Source organism: Oceanobacillus sp. FSL K6-2867, assembly GCF_037963145.1.
Taxonomy (GTDB): Bacteria; Bacillota; Bacilli; order Bacillales; family Amphibacillaceae; genus Oceanobacillus.
In genome coordinates this window covers 2679327-2695763 of the sequence record NZ_CP150144.1, presented here as the reverse complement: position 1 = coordinate 2695763, position 16437 = coordinate 2679327, and the positions used below count along the sequence as shown (strand labels likewise).

Annotated in this window: 11 protein-coding genes; 1 reads left to right on the top strand and 10 read right to left on the bottom strand. The window is 41.3% G+C overall.

Annotated features, from left to right (window positions below; genetic code table 11):
• Window positions 1-249 precede the first annotated feature (249 nt).
• The 9 genes from icmF to NSQ77_RS13130 form a co-directional block, all read right to left on the bottom strand.
• Window positions 250-3492, bottom strand: a complete 3243-nt coding sequence (icmF, locus tag NSQ77_RS13170) for a fused isobutyryl-CoA mutase/GTPase IcmF (protein ID WP_339226492.1) — start codon at window positions 3490-3492, stop codon at window positions 250-252.
• 19 nt (window positions 3493-3511) lie between these two features.
• Window positions 3512-4132, bottom strand: coding sequence for a TetR/AcrR family transcriptional regulator (locus NSQ77_RS13165; RefSeq protein ID WP_339226490.1), 621 nt, complete (start codon window positions 4130-4132; stop codon window positions 3512-3514).
• Window positions 4133-4202: 70 nt separating this feature from the next.
• Window positions 4203-5342, bottom strand: coding sequence for an acyl-CoA dehydrogenase (locus NSQ77_RS13160; protein ID WP_339226489.1), 1140 nt, complete (start codon window positions 5340-5342; stop codon window positions 4203-4205).
• Window positions 5343-5355: 13 nt separating this feature from the next.
• Complete coding sequence (locus NSQ77_RS13155) at window positions 5356-6492, bottom strand: acyl-CoA dehydrogenase (RefSeq protein ID WP_339226488.1); 1137 nt, start codon at window positions 6490-6492, stop codon at window positions 5356-5358.
• 30 nt (window positions 6493-6522) lie between these two features.
• Window positions 6523-7374, bottom strand: a complete 852-nt coding sequence (locus NSQ77_RS13150; protein ID WP_339226487.1) for a 3-hydroxybutyryl-CoA dehydrogenase — start codon at window positions 7372-7374, stop codon at window positions 6523-6525.
• A 20-nt stretch (window positions 7375-7394) separates the two neighbouring features.
• Window positions 7395-8582 carry an acetyl-CoA C-acetyltransferase gene (locus NSQ77_RS13145; RefSeq protein WP_339226486.1) on the bottom strand — a complete coding sequence of 396 codons (1188 nt, stop codon included), beginning with the start codon at window positions 8580-8582 and terminating at the stop codon, window positions 7395-7397.
• Between the two features lie 107 nt (window positions 8583-8689).
• On the bottom strand, window positions 8690-10801 hold the full coding sequence (locus NSQ77_RS13140; protein ID WP_339226485.1) for a heterodisulfide reductase-related iron-sulfur binding cluster: 2112 nt from the start codon (window positions 10799-10801) through the stop codon (window positions 8690-8692).
• A 329-nt stretch (window positions 10802-11130) separates the two neighbouring features.
• The gene (argS, locus tag NSQ77_RS13135; protein ID WP_339226484.1) at window positions 11131-12801 is read right to left on the bottom strand and encodes an arginine--tRNA ligase; all 1671 of its coding nucleotides are present in this window, start codon (window positions 12799-12801) and stop codon (window positions 11131-11133) included.
• Window positions 12798-13238 carry a DUF1934 domain-containing protein gene (locus tag NSQ77_RS13130; RefSeq protein ID WP_339226482.1) on the bottom strand — a complete coding sequence of 147 codons (441 nt, stop codon included), beginning with the start codon at window positions 13236-13238 and terminating at the stop codon, window positions 12798-12800. The genes argS and NSQ77_RS13130 overlap by 4 nt, the downstream gene beginning before the upstream one ends.
• Before the next feature lie 306 nt (window positions 13239-13544).
• Here NSQ77_RS13130 and NSQ77_RS13125 point away from each other — a divergent pair, with 306 nt between their 5' ends.
• Window positions 13545-15557, top strand: a complete 2013-nt coding sequence (locus NSQ77_RS13125; RefSeq protein ID WP_339226480.1) for a transglycosylase domain-containing protein — start codon at window positions 13545-13547, stop codon at window positions 15555-15557.
• 354 nt (window positions 15558-15911) lie between these two features.
• On the opposite strand, the gene NSQ77_RS13120 is transcribed toward NSQ77_RS13125, so the two are convergent.
• On the bottom strand, window positions 15912-16430 hold the full coding sequence (locus NSQ77_RS13120; protein ID WP_339226478.1) for a YwhD family protein: 519 nt from the start codon (window positions 16428-16430) through the stop codon (window positions 15912-15914).
• Window positions 16431-16437 lie beyond the last annotated feature (7 nt).

The following is a 16437-nucleotide window of genomic DNA, read 5'->3' as shown; positions in this document are numbered from 1 at the left end:
TCACCGTTCGGGATCGCTTCTTAGAGCACGGCCTCAGCCTCTCCGGAAGAATACCACTTCCTGCGAGTCTTCAGACACGTGCTGTTCCTGCAGGAGTCATCGCCCTTCGCTCAGCCGGACTGGTTAGAAGTAAGATTTTGCCTTAGTGTATTCTATTAATTATAGTATTGGGTGAAGCAATACATATCAGGTTACTCCTTCTTTTACTATAAAGATGCTAATCATTCATAAGCATTCACAAGTTTTATTTTACATATTCCTGCGATACTGCCCGCCAACCTCATAGAGAGCTGTTGTTATTTGTCCCAGACTTGCTACTTTTACCGTTTCTAAAAGCTCTGTAAATATGTTTCCACCAGAAGCTGCTACTTCCTTTAGGCGGGTTAATGCATTTTCTGCCCCTGCTTTATGAGCATCCTGAAATTTCCTCAACTCGGTAATTTGATGCTCTTTCTCCTCCTTGGAAGCACGTGCTAGTTCCATGGAGTCTATTTGTTCATCAGATGGCGGGTTCGGATTGATATACATATTCACTCCAATAATCGGCAGTTCTCCAGAATGCTTCTTCCCTTCGTAATAGAGCGATTCTTCCTGAATTTTACCACGCTGATACTGACGCTCCATGGCACCAAGCACCCCACCGCGATCGTTCATTTTTTCAAATTCCTGCAATACTGCTTCCTCTACTAAATCGGTTAGCTCCTCCACAATAAACGAACCTTGCAAGGAGTTTTCATTTTTGGTAAGGCCGAATTCCTTATTGATAATCATTTGAATTGCCATAGCCCTTCTAACAGATTCCTCAGTCGGTGTCGTAATTGCTTCATCATATGCATTGGTATGCAATGAATTCGTATTGTCCTGTATGGCAAGCAATGCTTGCAGGGTTGTGCGTATATCATTGAAATCAATCTCTTGAGCATGAAGGGAACGCCCAGATGTTTGTACATGATACTTCAGCTTTTGGCTGCGCTCATTGGCACCATATTTGTCGCGCATAGTAATTGCCCAAATCCGGCGGGCTACCCGGCCAATTACTGTATATTCCGGGTCAAGACCATTTGAAAAAAAGAACGATAAATTTTGCGCAAACTTATTAACATCCATTCCCCTGCTCAAATAATATTCTATATAGGTGAATCCATTAGCAAGCGTAAACGCTAGCTGTGTAATTGGATTTGCACCAGCCTCTGCAATATGATAGCCGGAAATTGAAACAGAGTAATAATTGCGGACATTGTTTTCAATAAAATATTCCTGAATATCTCCCATCATGCGTAATGCAAACTCCGTTGAGAAAATGCATGTATTCTGCCCTTGATCTTCTTTTAAAATATCTGCTTGAACAGTTCCGCGAATGACAGAGATTGTATCTGCTTTGAGCTTCTTGTATTCTTCCTCTGTAGGCTTGCGTCCATTATTCTCGGAAAACTTTTCAACCTGCTGATCGATCGCTGTATTAAAATACATCGCTAAAATAATTGGAGCTGGGCCATTTATCGTCATGGAAACGGATGTAAGCGGGTTCGTTAAATCAAAGCCAGCGTACAGCTTTTTCATATCTTCTAATGTACAAATATTAACACCGCTTTCTCCCACCTTCCCATAGATATCTGGCCTTTCCGCAGGATCTTCTCCATATAGTGTGACCGAGTCAAAGGCCGTGGAAAGCCTTTTTGCCTCATCATTTTTTGATAAATAATGAAAGCGTCGATTCGTTCTTTCTGGAGTTCCTTCGCCAGCAAATTGACGAGTCGGATCTTCCCCTGTTCGCTTAAATGGAAACACACCAGCAGTAAAAGGGAATGAACCAGGTACATTTTCCTTTCGCAGCCAAATGAGTCGCTCTCCCCAATCCTCATATCTTGGAAACGCAACTTTAGGTATTTTAAGACCGGATAGTGATTCGGTTGTGATGTCCATTTTAATTTCTTTATCCCGAACTTTAAAGGTCATTGTATCGCCCTGATAGCTTTCCTTTAGTGTTTCCCAATTCTCAAGCATTTTCTTCAGCTGAGGATCGAGCTGCACTGTATATTGATCAATCGTTTGATCAATGGCTTCCTTAACAGTTGCATCTTCCATAACTTCCTTCGTTCCTTCAAGCTGATACAGCTTCCTGGCAATGTCACTTTGTTTTTTTGTATGCTGGTGGTAATTGCGTATATAGGTTGCAATTTCGAGCAGGTAATATCTGCGATCATTGGAAATAATCCGATTTTGCTTTTCAGAAATGACATTTCGGTCAAAATCAATTTTTTCATCCCAATGGTATTTATCATTTAATGTATCAATAAGTGCAGCAAATAAAGCATTCGTTCCCGCATCATTAAACTGACTTGCAATTGTTCCAAAGACTGGAAATGCCTTTTTATCCTGATGGAAGAGCATCCTGCTCCGTTCATATTGTTTTCTCACTTGATTGAGTGCATCTTCCGAACCTTTTTGTTCAAATTTATTAATCACAATGAAATCTGCATAATCGATCATGTCTATTTTTTCAAGCTGTGTCGGTGCCCCGAATTCTGCTGTCATCACATACATCGACAGGTCAGTAATATCCGTAATTGCTGCATCACCTTGACCAATCCCGCTCGTTTCTACAATAATGAAATCAAAACCAGATGCACGAACAACATCAATAACATCTTGAATTGCCTTTGACAGCTCTGTTCGGGAATCACGTGTTGCCAATGAGCGCATATAAACGCGGTCTGTAAAAATTGCATTCATGCGAATTCGATCACCGAGCAATGCCCCGCCCGTTTTTTTCTTCGTGGGATCGATGGAAATAATCGCTATTTTTCTATCGGGGACTTCATTCATAAAACGCCGTATCAATTCATCTGTAAGGGAGCTTTTTCCTGCTCCGCCTGTTCCAGTAATTCCCAGTACAGGGATTGTACTATCTCCCTTTTCTCTTAATTCCTCAAGCACCTTCTGCTTTTCATCAGGGTTCGTGTCATTACTTTCCACATACGTTATAAATTTGCCAATTGCATTTCGGCTTCCCAGTATGAGCTGTTTTAAATCTTTTTGAATGTCAATAGGCGGCAATGTATCACATTGCTCAAGCATTCGATTAATCATTCCCTGCAGACCGTATTTCCGTCCATCCTCAGGTGAAAAGATCCACGCGACACCATATTCATGAAGCTCTTTAATTTCTCGCGGGATAATCGTTCCTCCCCCGCCGCCAAACACTTTAATATGTCCTGCATCCAGTTCTTTTAGAAGGTCAATTACATATTTGAAATACTCTACATGGCCACCTTGATAGGAGGATAAGGCAATTCCTTGAACGTCCTCTTGAATGGCAGCATGCACAACCTCTTCGACAGAGCGGTTATGTCCTAAATGAATGACCTCAGCACCACTTGCTTGAAGAATCCGGCGCATAATATTAATGGATGCATCATGTCCATCAAATAAACTAGAGGCTGTCACAAATCGAATTGGGTGCTTCGGCACGTAAACTTCAGCCTTCTCCATCACTCTACCTCCTTCTAAATTATGATAATTGCCTACTGATTGAGGATTCGATTATTTTCAACTGCTCTTCCGTGTAATCTTCCAGCGTGAATTTCTTTTGAATGATCCACCTTCTGAATCCCCACATATGTCCCTGCACCACAATATTATTGCCAAGGAGACTAACCTCTTTTGCAGATAGCTTCCCTTCCGTGCAAGTGTTAATGACGTCTTCTATAATCCCTACCATATCGCGTTCTCTTTCTAAAACATGTTTCCTGGATTCCTTGTTTAACGATTTCACCTCTTGATAAAGAATGACGATTTCATCCTGCATTTCATCCATCAAGTAAAAATAGGATCGTAATGCCTGCATCATGTTCGGAATGGATGGCGATTCCAGATCAATTGCCTGAGCTATCCGCTCGCGAACCTGTTCATGAATCGAATCACAGACAAGAAATAATACATCTTCTTTTGTGCGAATGTACTCATATAATGTTCCAATACTAAAACCAGACTCACTAGCTATTTCTCTTGTCGTTGTTTTATGAAAACCTTTTTCTTTGAAAAGCTTTATAGCCCCTTTAATAATTTGCTCCCTGCGTACTTTTATAAGCTGCTGATCTTTTACGGAAGAAAGTATCTTCTCCTCTTTCATATCGAATCCCTCCAATCTGCCTCATAGATATGTCAGTACGAACATTTCATACGAATGTGTGAAGCTCTAGCTATTTTGTCAGCATTCTGCCAATAACAAGTCGTTGGATCTCATTTGTTCCTTCATAAATTTGCGTGATTTTGGCATCCCTCATATAGCGTTCGACTGGATAATCCTTTGTGTAGCCGTAACCGCCAAATATTTGGACAGCTTCCACCGTTGTGCGCATCGCCACGTCACCAGCGAATAGTTTGGACATAGCAGATGCTTTTCCGTATGGAAGACCTTTGGATTCCAGCCATGCTGCTTGATAGGTTAAAAGACGAGCTGCTTCTATTTCAGTTGCCATATCTGCAAGCTTAAAGGAAATCCCTTGATTCGCCGCGATTGGCTTGCCAAATTGTTCACGCTCTTTTGCATATGCTGCAGCTGCATCCAGTGCACCTTGGGCGATCCCAAGCGCTTGAGCTGCAATTCCATTTCTGCCTCCATCCAATGTGGTCATCGCAATGGTAAAGCCTTCTCCTTCTGAGCCGAGCATATTTTCTTTTGGAATACGGCAGTTTTCAAAGATTAACTCTGTTGTTGGCGAAGAACGAATGCCGAGTTTCTTTTCTTTTTTACCGAAAGAAAATCCTTCAGTGCCTTTTTCCACGATAAATGCACTGATTCCCTTATGTTTGGCATCTGCATCTGTTTTCGCAAAAACAATGTAAATATCTGCCACACCACCATTTGTAATCCAAACTTTACTTCCGTTTAATACGTAGTGATCCCCATCCTCCTTAGCTGTCGTTTTCATCGAAACAACGTCACTGCCTGCCCCAGGTTCTGATAACGCGTAAGCTCCCAGTGCTTCTCCTGTTGCTAAGCGAGTTAGAAAGTTTTTCTTTTGCTCTTCGTTTCCATATTTATAAATTGGCCAGCTTGCCAGCGACAGATGAGCAGATAACGTTACACCGGTTGATGCACAAACGCGCGATAATTCTTCGACCGCAATGACATAACTGACATAATCAGCTTCAATTCCGCCATAGCTTTCCGGCCAGGGGATTCCCGTTAATCCTAGCTCTGCCATTTTGTCAAAAATCCCTCGATCAAAGCGCTCTTCCTCATCACGCTCTGCGGCTGTTGGTTCTACATCTTTTTCCGCAAAATCACGAACCATTTTACGCAGCATTTCTTGTTCTTCTGTTAATTGAAAGTCCATCTCTGTCTCCCTCCTAATCCTTTAATAAGTGTTTGGCAATGACAATATGCTGAATCTCATTTGTACCTTCATAGATTTCGGTAACCTTTGCATCTCGAAATAGCCGTTCGACAGGATAGTCTTCTGTATATCCATAGCCGCCAAGGATTTGCACTGCTTCGATAGAATTGTTCATCGCTGTCCTGGTTGCTGTGAGCTTTGCCATGGACGTTTCTTTTGCACACGAAATTCCTTGCTCTATTAGTGATGCTGCATGATAGGTTAATAGTTTTGCAGATTCTGTTGCAGTTGCCATATCTGCTAGTTTGAAGGAAATTCCTTGGTTTTCCGCAATGGATTTCCCGAATTGTTTTCGCTCTTTCGCATAAGCTACTGCATATTCAAGTGCCGCCTCAGCTATCCCAAGACCTTGAGCTGCAATTCCAATTCGGCCAATATTCAAATTAGCCATCGCAACCTTGAAACCGCTTCCCTTTTTGCCTAATAAATTTTCCTTTGGGATGACGCACTGATCAAATGTTAATTGCACCGTATTTGAGCCATGAAGACCCATCTTTTTTTCCCTTTTGCCAATAATCAATCCAGGAGAATCCTTTTCTACTATAAAAGCACTAATATCATCTCGGTTTTCGCCAGTTCGCGCAAATGTAATGTACGTATCTGCCACGCCGCCATTTGTAATAAACACCTTGGAGCCATTTAAAATATAAGAAGTGTCAGTTTCCTTAGCAGTTGTTTTTAAACTCCCAGCATCAGAACCAGAGCCTGGTTCTGTCAGAGCAAACGCACCAAGATACTCTCCGCTGGCAAGCTTTGGCAAAAATTGCCGTTTTTGACTTTCATTGCCAAAATACAAAATCGGATTCGTTCCAACTGATGTGTGTACAGACAAAATAACCCCAACAGTCGCACTGACCTTTGATAGCTCATGAATCGTTTGAATGTAGGATGTAAAATCCATCCCTGCCCCACCATATTTTTCTGGAATAGGAATGCCCATTAATCCAAGCTCTCCCATTTTCTTTACAATATCAATTGGAAAGCGATCTTCCTTTTCCATTCGCTCAATTTCAGGTACTACTTCCTTCTCGGCAAAATCTTGGACTACCTTACGCAGCATTTTTTGTTCTTCTGTAATATTTAAGACCATATTGTCTGCACCTCTTTTGGTGAAATTTAGCTAACGATATTCATAGAAGCCTCTGCCAGACTTTTTGCCGAGCCAGCCGGCTTTTACATATTGCCTTAAGAGTGGACATGGGCGATATTTACTATCTCCAAATCCTTCATACAGCACCTCCATGATGTATAGGCATGTATCCAAACCAATAAAATCTGCCAACGTTAGCGGTCCCATTGGATGATTCATTCCCAGCTTCATCACCTGGTCAACATCCTTTGGGGTTGCTACACCTTCATATACCGTATAAATCGCTTCATTAATCATTGGCATTAGAATCCGGTTCGAGACAAATCCAGGAAAGTCTTTTACTTCCACTGATATTTTTGCTAACTGAAGACTCATCGCTTCAATTGCTTCATACGTTTCATCACTTGTTTGTAACCCGCGTATAATTTCAACAAGCTTCATAACTGGTACCGGATTCATAAAATGCATGCCAATAACCTGATGCGGCCGCTTTGTTTCAGCCGCAATTTCTGTAATCGATAAAGAAGATGTATTCGAGGCAAGGATTGCATGCTTTGGTGCGTGTATATCCACCTCGCGGAAAACTGCTGATTTTACATCCATATTTTCCACTACAGCTTCGATAATCAAATCACAGAATGCTGCATCCTTTAATGTATAAGAAGGAGATAAGCGACTAAGGGTTGCCGCCTTCTCCTCTTCCGTTAGTCGCTCTTTTTCCACATTGCGTGTAAGCAATTTTTCGATTCCATTTATTCCTGCTTGTAATGCACCCTTATTCTGATCATTTAACAGTACTTCAAATCCCGACTGCGCGCAGACTTGGGAAATGCCTGCTCCCATTTGTCCTGCACCGATAACCATTATTTTTTTAATTGTCATCTTTTCGTTTCCCCTTTGTGTTAGACTTTAGGAACTTCGATTAGTACTGCATCCCCTTGACCACTGCCACTGCAGATAGCTGCTATTCCTAGGCCGCCACCGTGACGCTTTAATTCATGGATTAAGGTTAATATAATACGGGCACCACTTGCTCCAATTGGATGACCTAACGCAACGGCACCACCATTTACATTGATTTTCTCAGAATCAATTCCAGCAATTTTCCCGCTTGCCAGCGACACTGCAGCAAAGGCTTCATTAATCTCAAATAGATCAATATCATCCTTTGAATACCCTGTTTTTTCAAGTAATTTATTAATGACAAGTCCCGGTGTTTGCGGGAATTTTTCTGCTTCTACAGCAACTTCTGCATGCCCGAGAATGGTTGCCATTGGTGTTTTTCCGAGCTCTCTTGCTTTATCATCACCCATAACAACAAAAGCACATGCCCCATCATTGACACCGGGAGCATTTCCAGCTGTAATTGTTCCATTTTTATCAAAAGCCGGACGCAGGCCTGCCAGCTTTTCAACCATTGTATCCTTTCTTGGTGCTTCATCTGTATCGACGATGATTGGTTCTCCTCTACGAACCGGTACTTCGACTGGAATGATTTCTTCAGCAAATTTGCCTGCTTCAATCGCTTCAATTGCACGTTTATGACTGCGATAGGACCACTTGTCCTGCGCTTCCCTCGTTAGCTCAAATTCTTCTGCAGTTGAATTCCCATAATTCCCCATATGAACACCCGTAAAAGTACAAGTCAGTCCATCATGAATCATCATATCGACTACTTTTTTATCGCCCATCCGGCTGCCCCAGCGGCTATCTGGCAGAAAGTATGGTGCATTGCTCATGCTTTCCATTCCACCTGCAACAATCACATCTTCCTCTCCAAGACGAATCAATTGGTCAGCCAGTGTCACACTGCGCAATCCAGATGCACATACTTTATTAATTGTTTCGGATTTTACTTCCCAAGGAATACCAGCTTCACGAGCCGCTTGGCGAGAAGGAATTTGCCCTTGCCCGCCTTGGAGAACTGTACCCATAATCACTTCATCGATCTCCGACCCTTCGATTTCAGCACGTTTTAGTGCTTCTTTAATTGCCTTTCCTCCAAGCTGTGATGCTGTAAAAGGTTTCAAACCGCCGCCAAATTTTCCGAAGGGAGTTCTTGCTCCTGAAACAATAACTGTTTTTCTCATGATTTCCATCCTTTCTTTATGTGTAATAAATGCTTTGATTGAACGCTCACTCGTTTAGTTTATTCAATGGATAGAGGAGGGACTCCCCTCTATCAGTCTAGCATTATTTAGGATGCTGTTCTCTCTTGATCATCGAAATTTACAGATAATGCTAGAATTTCAGCAACGTCCATTGTGCTAATATCCTCATCAACCTCTTTTGCCTTTGTCCCATCGCTTAGCATCGTTAAGCAATACGGACACGCACTGGAAATCATCGATGGCTGGACAGCAAGTGCCTGTTCTGTACGTGCTACATTAATTCGATTTCCTGTTGTTTCCTCTGTCCACATTAAGCCGCCGCCTGCTCCACAGCACATTCCATTTTCTCGAGAGCGGTCCATCTCGACGAGCTTAAGACCTGGGATAGCAGTTAAAATCTCCCTTGGTGGATCATATACCCCATTATATCTCCCTAAATAGCAGGAATCATGATAGGTTAGCTTTTCGTTAATGGAACGTTCAGGCTTTAATTTTCCTGATTTCACTAAATCATAAAGCATTTGTGTATGGTGGTACACTTCTGCTGTATAGCCGAAGTCTGGATATTCATTTTTAAATATATTATACGCGTGGGGATCAATCGTCACGATTTTGGTCACACCATTTTTTTCAAATGTTTTAATGTTTTTTTCGGCAATTTCCTGGAATAAAAACTCATTCCCAATTCGGCGCGCTGTATCCCCTGAATTTGCTTCCGTATTACCAAGAATTGCAAAGCTGACACCTGCCTGATTCATCAATTTAGCAAAAGCAATGGCGATTTTTTGACTGCGGCTATCAAAGGATCCCATGGAGCTGACCCAGAAAAGATATTCAAATTCCTTTCCTTCCTTTTTCAGCTCTTTCACAGTAGGAATATATGCAGATTCATCTTCATCACGCCATTTAATACGATCTTTTTTAGAAAGTCCCCAAGGATTTCCTTGACGCTCAATGTTCATTACAGCTCGCTGAATATCCGAATCCATCTTTCCTTCTGTCATTACGAGATAGCGGCGCATATCTATAATCGTTCCAACATGCTCATTGTTAACAGGGCAAGCATCCTCACAATTCCGGCATGTCGTACATCCGGAGAGCTCTTCCTCTGTAATAACATCACCAATTAGGCTTGCGCTTTGAACAGTCGCTGCGGCTTCTTTTTGCGCACTTGCCTGATTCCCTGTCGTATTGCTAAAAGCGTAAGCTGGTACCCAGGCGGATTTCCCTGTTACCGCTGCTCCTTTTTCTGTTAAATGATCGCGAACCTTGATCATAATATCCATCGGAGACAGCATTTTCCCTGTTCCCGCAGCTGGACATACATCTGTACAGCGCCCACATTCCACACAAGCGTAAAAGTCAATCATTTGATGCTGTTCAAAATCCTCAACTTTACCAACACCAAAAGAAATTTCATCTTCATTCTCTTCACTATCTCCATCGATATCAAAGTCAATTTTTTTCAATTTACCTGGAACCTGTTTACTCAAAAATACATTAATTGGGGCTGCAATCAGATGAGCATGCTTGGATTGTGGTACATAAACAAGGAACGTAAGCAATGTTACGGTATGTACCCACCATGCAATGTAAAATAATACCATTGCAATGTCTTGCGATATCCATCCCAGTCCTAGAGCAACAACACTTGCAACCGGCTCAGCCCATGTTACATCATGACCATGCCAAAGGAGTGCCATCCCATTCCCAAATAACACAGAAAGCATTAACGTGCCAATAAAGATAAGAACAAGACCAGCTTTAAAGCCACGCTTTAGTCTTACGAGCTTTTCCATATAGCGACGGTAAAAGGCCCATACAACCGCAATAAGAATCATTAACGTTACAAGCTCTTGAAAAAATACAAATCCCGGATAAAACACACCAAATGGCAAATGATTGTCTGGTGATAATCCTTTTACGAACATGTCAATTGCACCAAACTGGACGAGAATAAAACCGTAAAACATCATGACATGAATGATACCGGATTTCTTATCCTTCAATAATTTTGATTGGCCAAATACAATTGTCCATACCCGCTGCAAACGCAGCTTAATTTCGCCATCAAACTCGGATTTTTTCCCAAGCTTTATATAAGCAATCCGTGTTGAGACGACCTTGACGAATAAATACAGTGCATAAAACGTGATGAGTAAGAATGCAATCCAGTTAATAAACATAAATGTATCCACCGAACGCTCCTCCTTTTTCGTTATGACTCAATGACAGCGATTACATTTTATTCAAAAAATCCGTTAACAGAATTCTATACCTATACTTTATACGTGAATGAGCATTCAGTCAACTGATTTTTGGTAAAAGATAATAAATCCTTAATATATTATCTTTTACCTTTATAACGAAAAAAGGACCCTATTGCCTAATAAAACGGGTCAAATTAAAATGATGCTAGACCCCATTTTGGCTTTGCTATAATATTTGCCATCTGCCTCTCCCTTTTATCCCAGCTCTAAATAAAAAAACCACCGAAAAATTCCGATGGTTTTCTTGTCCGATTTATTTACATTTTCTCTGGAGCCGATACACCAATTAACGTCATGGCATTCGCAAGTGTAATGCGAACAGCTTTCATTAAAGCAATTCGTGCTTGTGTTCTTTCTTTATAATCTGCATCCAGTACTTTCTCTGCATTGTAAAAGCTGTGAAGTGCTGAAGCTAAATCAAAAACATACTGTGTTACTTTATGTGGCGTATGCTTTTGAGCAGCGTCTGCAACGACTTGTGGAAGCTGACCTAATTTCTTCATTAAATCTACTTCCTTTTCTGCTGTTAATAATGCAGCATTAAAATCTCCATCGTCTGCAAATCCTTTACTTTTCGCCTGTTCGAGCATTGTACAGATACGAGCGTGCGCATATTGAACGTAGAAAATTGGATTATCATTGGACTGGGAGCGAGCTAAATCCATATCAAAATCAAGCTGTGAATCATTTGAACGAGTAACAAAGTAATAACGAACTGCGTCAACGCCAACCTCTTCCATTAGCTCTCTTAATGAAACAGCTTTTCCTGTTCGCTTACTCATTTTGACTTTTTCGCCGCCTTCAAACAGGTTTACCATTTGAATGATTTTTACATCAAATTTCTCGACCGGGTAGCCAAGTGCTTGAATGGCTGCTCGCATTCTTGGAATATATCCATGATGGTCAGCTCCCCACACGTTAATAATCGAATCAAATCCACGGTCGAGCTTGTCCTTATGATAAGCGATATCTGGTGTTAAATAGGTGTAACTTCCGTCTTGCTTAATAAGCACACGGTCTTTATCATCGCCGAAATCAGTCGTGCGGAACCACATCGCACCATCTTTTTCATACGTGTAATTCCCTTCTTCAAGCTTATCAAGCGCAATGGGAATTTTATTTTCCTGATAGAGGGAACGCTCTGAGAACCAATTATCAAATTCAACACGAAATGCTTTTAAGTCTTTTTCAATATTTCCAAGGGATGCTTTCAATCCATATTCTTTAAAGAATGCGAGTCGCTCTGCCTTATCCTTGGAGGCAAATTCATTGCCAAATTCTGCAACAAGCTTCTTCGCAATCTCAATAATTGCCTGTCCATGGTAACCATCTTCTGGCATATCAAATTCTTCACCAAGCTCTTGGAAATAGCGAGCTTCTACAGATAGTCCAAGGTTATCAATTTGATTCCCTGCGTCATTAATATAATATTCGCGCTCTACGTCGTATCCGGAAGCAGTAAGCACGTTACAAAGGACATCCCCAAATGCAGCATTACGGGCATGTCCTAAATGCAAATCTCCAGTTGGGTTTACAGAAACAAATTCAACCTGTACACGTTCGCCATTTCCAGTATTTGTTTTCCCGTAATCTTCTCCAGCATCTAAAATGGTTGGAATGATCTCGCCAAGAAAATCATTTTTCATAAAGAAATTAATGAAACCAGGTCCAGCAATCTCAACCTTATCAATCGAAGCTTTCGACTGATCTAGATTTACTATGATTTCATCAGCAATTTGACGCGGTGCTTTTCTAGCGATTCTTGCTAATTGCATCGCAATGTTTGATGCAAAGTCGCCGTGTGCCTTATCTTTTGGTTTTTCCAATATAATTGCAGGAAGCTCTTCTTCCGTCGCTAGCTTTGCTTCGATAACGGCAGCTGCAATTTCCTGTTTCAATGTATTTTCCGTTTGTTCCAAAACGTTCATTGATGATCCTCCTCTTGATATGCCAATTTCAATGTATGTTTCCGATTTTCCTGCCCATTTAACTTCACTGTATAATGAATGGTTAAGGTAGCCTCTCTTCCATCGCCTGCTTTGTTATACACAATTGCTTCGGTATTTGTTTCCATATGTATTTTTCCATGGGGATGGTGATATATATTTTCCGTTATTTGGTCAGCTTGAAATTTTTGATTCATCTTCACTGCACCAGAACGATTGATACTAACCTTGTGCGGATGGATGGTAAGCAAGTTTTTAATCGTGGAACCATCTTCTAAGACTTCCTCAAAAATCAATACGTCCATGTTGTTTTTCTGAAAAAAGTCTCCTTGGTGGCTCTGTTTCGTGTGCTCCAGTTGTCCATCATCTTCGATGGTTGTTTCCAGTGTAATAGCTATCTTTTTTTTCGGTGCATCCATACTATCGCCTCTTGAATCTATAATATACCTATTATAGCGATAAAACACGGTGAGTAGCAAGAATAAAAATGGAAGGTCGCTTATAGGCTAAAAACACGGGGATACGACTGTTTGCCCGACCAAAACATTTGTCGCAGTGCCTGTACAGTACGTCTAGTGTCTTGCACAGGTAAGAAAATACTCGCTGGTCGTGGGGATCTGAGGCTTTACACTTACAAAAAACAAGATTTTTACTAGTTAAGTTTATTTCCATGCCGCTTTTCCCATAATAATGAAAACAAAGCTTTTACATTGGAGATTACAAACATGCGATTTTTCCCGAAAAGAATTTTCTATAAAATCATACTTGCACTTATTGCTGTGGGTGTTTTTACAATAACTGCAATTTATTTAGCTGCCTTCCTATTAGGTCCGCCTAAATTGGCAAATGATCAAGCGACCATTATTTATGATCGAGAAGGAGAAGTGATCAGCGAGCAGCGCGGTGGCCTTACAAATCACTGGGTTAGCTTAGATGATATATCTCCTGCGGTTATTGAAGCAACATTACAGACGGAGGATCAGCATTTTTTTGAACATCAAGGGTTTGATCTGAAAAGAATCGCTGGGGCAGTTATGAAAAATATACGTAATAGCTCATTAAAGGAAGGCGCGAGCACCATTTCCCAGCAATATGCGCGCAACCTTTATTTATCCCCTGAGAAAACATGGACACGAAAGCTGTCAGAAGCATTCTATACCATACGTCTGGAAATGTTTTATTCTAAGGACAAAATTCTCGAGGGCTATTTAAATACGATTTATTATGGCCATGGGGCATATGGGATTAAGGCGGCAAGCCATTACTTTTTCGATAAAAAGCCAAAAGCGTTATCTTTAGCAGAAGCGACAATGCTCGTGGGAATCCCAAAGGGGCCGTCCTACTACTCTCCTTTAAACAATGAAGAGAATGCAAATCAGCGCCAGCAGCAGATTTTAAAACATCTAAAAGATGAAAATTATATTTCTGAAGCAGAGTATGCTAAGGCTATCGAAGTGCAACTGGATTATTCGGTTACACCTGAGCCTGTGGATACAGCTCCCTATTTTCAGGATGCTGTTTTACAAGAGGCAGCTAAATTTTTAGATTTAAGTCCCGATGAAGTACGTGCCGGCGGGTTTCGCATTTACACAACATTAAACCGTGAATACCAGAAAAAGCTGGAAGAACAGGTGCACGAAACAATTGACTCTGCCAGTGAAGTGGAAACTGCGGCGATTGCAATGGATCCTGATGACGGTGCAATTCTTTCGATGATTGGCGGCAAGGATTATTCAGAAAGCACTTATAATCGGGCAATGAAATCCAAACGAATGTCAGGATCAACTTTTAAACCTATTTTATATTACGCTGCATTGCAATATGGTTATACACCAAGCACGAAGTTAATGAGCAAACCGACTACTTTTGCATTAGGTGATGGCAATAGCTATCAACCGAGTAACTTTAATGGTTATTATGCAAATAAGCCGATAACACTGGCTCAAGCACTTGCCTTGTCCGATAATGTGTATGCTGTCAAAACAAATATGTACTTAGGACCTGAAAAGCTAATAGAAACCGCGGAAACCTTTGGACTGAAAGGAGATTTCCAAGCGGTGCCAGCATTAGCCTTAGGTACTGGTTCTGTCTCTGTAAACGATATGACGAGTGCTTATGGAATGATCGCTAATGGGGGGCGTTCAATTTCTGGGTATACGGTAGAAAAAATTACGGACCGAAATGGCAAAGTAGTTTACGAGCATGAGGATACATCAGAACAGGTATTGGATCCAAAAAAAGCGTTTATTTTGACACACCTTATGACAGGGATGTTTGATGTAGAGATGAACGGCTATACCTCTGTAACTGGTGCATCAATTTCTAAAGAGCTTAGCCGCCTATATGCCGGGAAATCTGGAACAACCGATTCAGATAGCTGGATGATTGGCTATAGTCCTTCCCTTGTAACAGGTATATGGGTTGGCTACGATGATAACCGAAACATGGAGCTTGTTGCTGAGTCAGCTTATGCAAAGGAGATGTGGTCAGGCTTCATGGAGGATGCACACGAGGGAATGGCACAAGATGTATTTGCTATGCCAACTGGTGTTGTCGGCATCCCAATCGATCCCGAAACCGGCGCACGTGCGACACCTAGCTGTGGTGCAAGCAGAATTATGTACTTTGAAAAAGGTACAGAGCCAAGAAATTATTGCTCCGAACATCCAGTTGAAGAAGATGGAGTAAATGAGGAGGACAAAGGTATTTTTGAGCGCTGGTTTGACTTGTTTTCCTGATTGTTATGCAAGTGGTTAAGTGCATGGTGCGCTGTTAGGGGTGAGTTTTTTGAGGGATGGTGCTGTTTTTGGAAGAGTGGTGCTATTTTCTATGGGGATGGTGCTGTTTTACATGGAGGTCGTGCTGTTTCTTTGTAGTATGGTGCTGTTTTACATTGGGGTCATGCCATCAATAGCAGGCAATAAAACAGCCAGCTTCCCAGGTAAGTCCGTTTTTCACCTGAAGGCTGGCTGTTTTATTGTCCTAGTAAACATGAGTTAGTCCATGTACCAATAGTTTACAAATTATTGTCACAAAGTACAACGATTTAACAAATGATTCACGATTCGGACACAAAATTGTCATATTCTCTATTACAGTGGGAGTGCCTCTTTTAATTCATCTGTTGCGTTGTCCCACATTTCTCTGTTAAATTCTATCAGGAAATCTCTTAACAGATTTTTTGAGTGCTTATCCATATGGTCAACAATGATATGGCCTTTGAGCGCTTTTTCCATATGCTTAACATGCTCGCCCATTGATTTATAGGCACGTCTTATTTCACGATCCACACGGATTTCACAGCCTGTTACACCCGAATAATAAGGACCATTATCTCCTCGTTCCACGTTGACCCAAACAATCCAATACAATTTTCCGTTTGGAACTTCATTTCGATCCGGTAACCATTTCACACGACGTTCAACTTCACTTCGCGCATGCATCGCTCCCATGTCAACGTATGCTTTATTTTCATTAGGATCAACAATCACAGACGACATATTCTCCAAACTAATTGCGCCAACTCCATAGCCGCCATGGCCATCTGTTGAATCGTCCTTGATGATTGTAAATGTATTCTTCTTTTTATTCGAAGATTGATCTGAACTCATAAAAGGA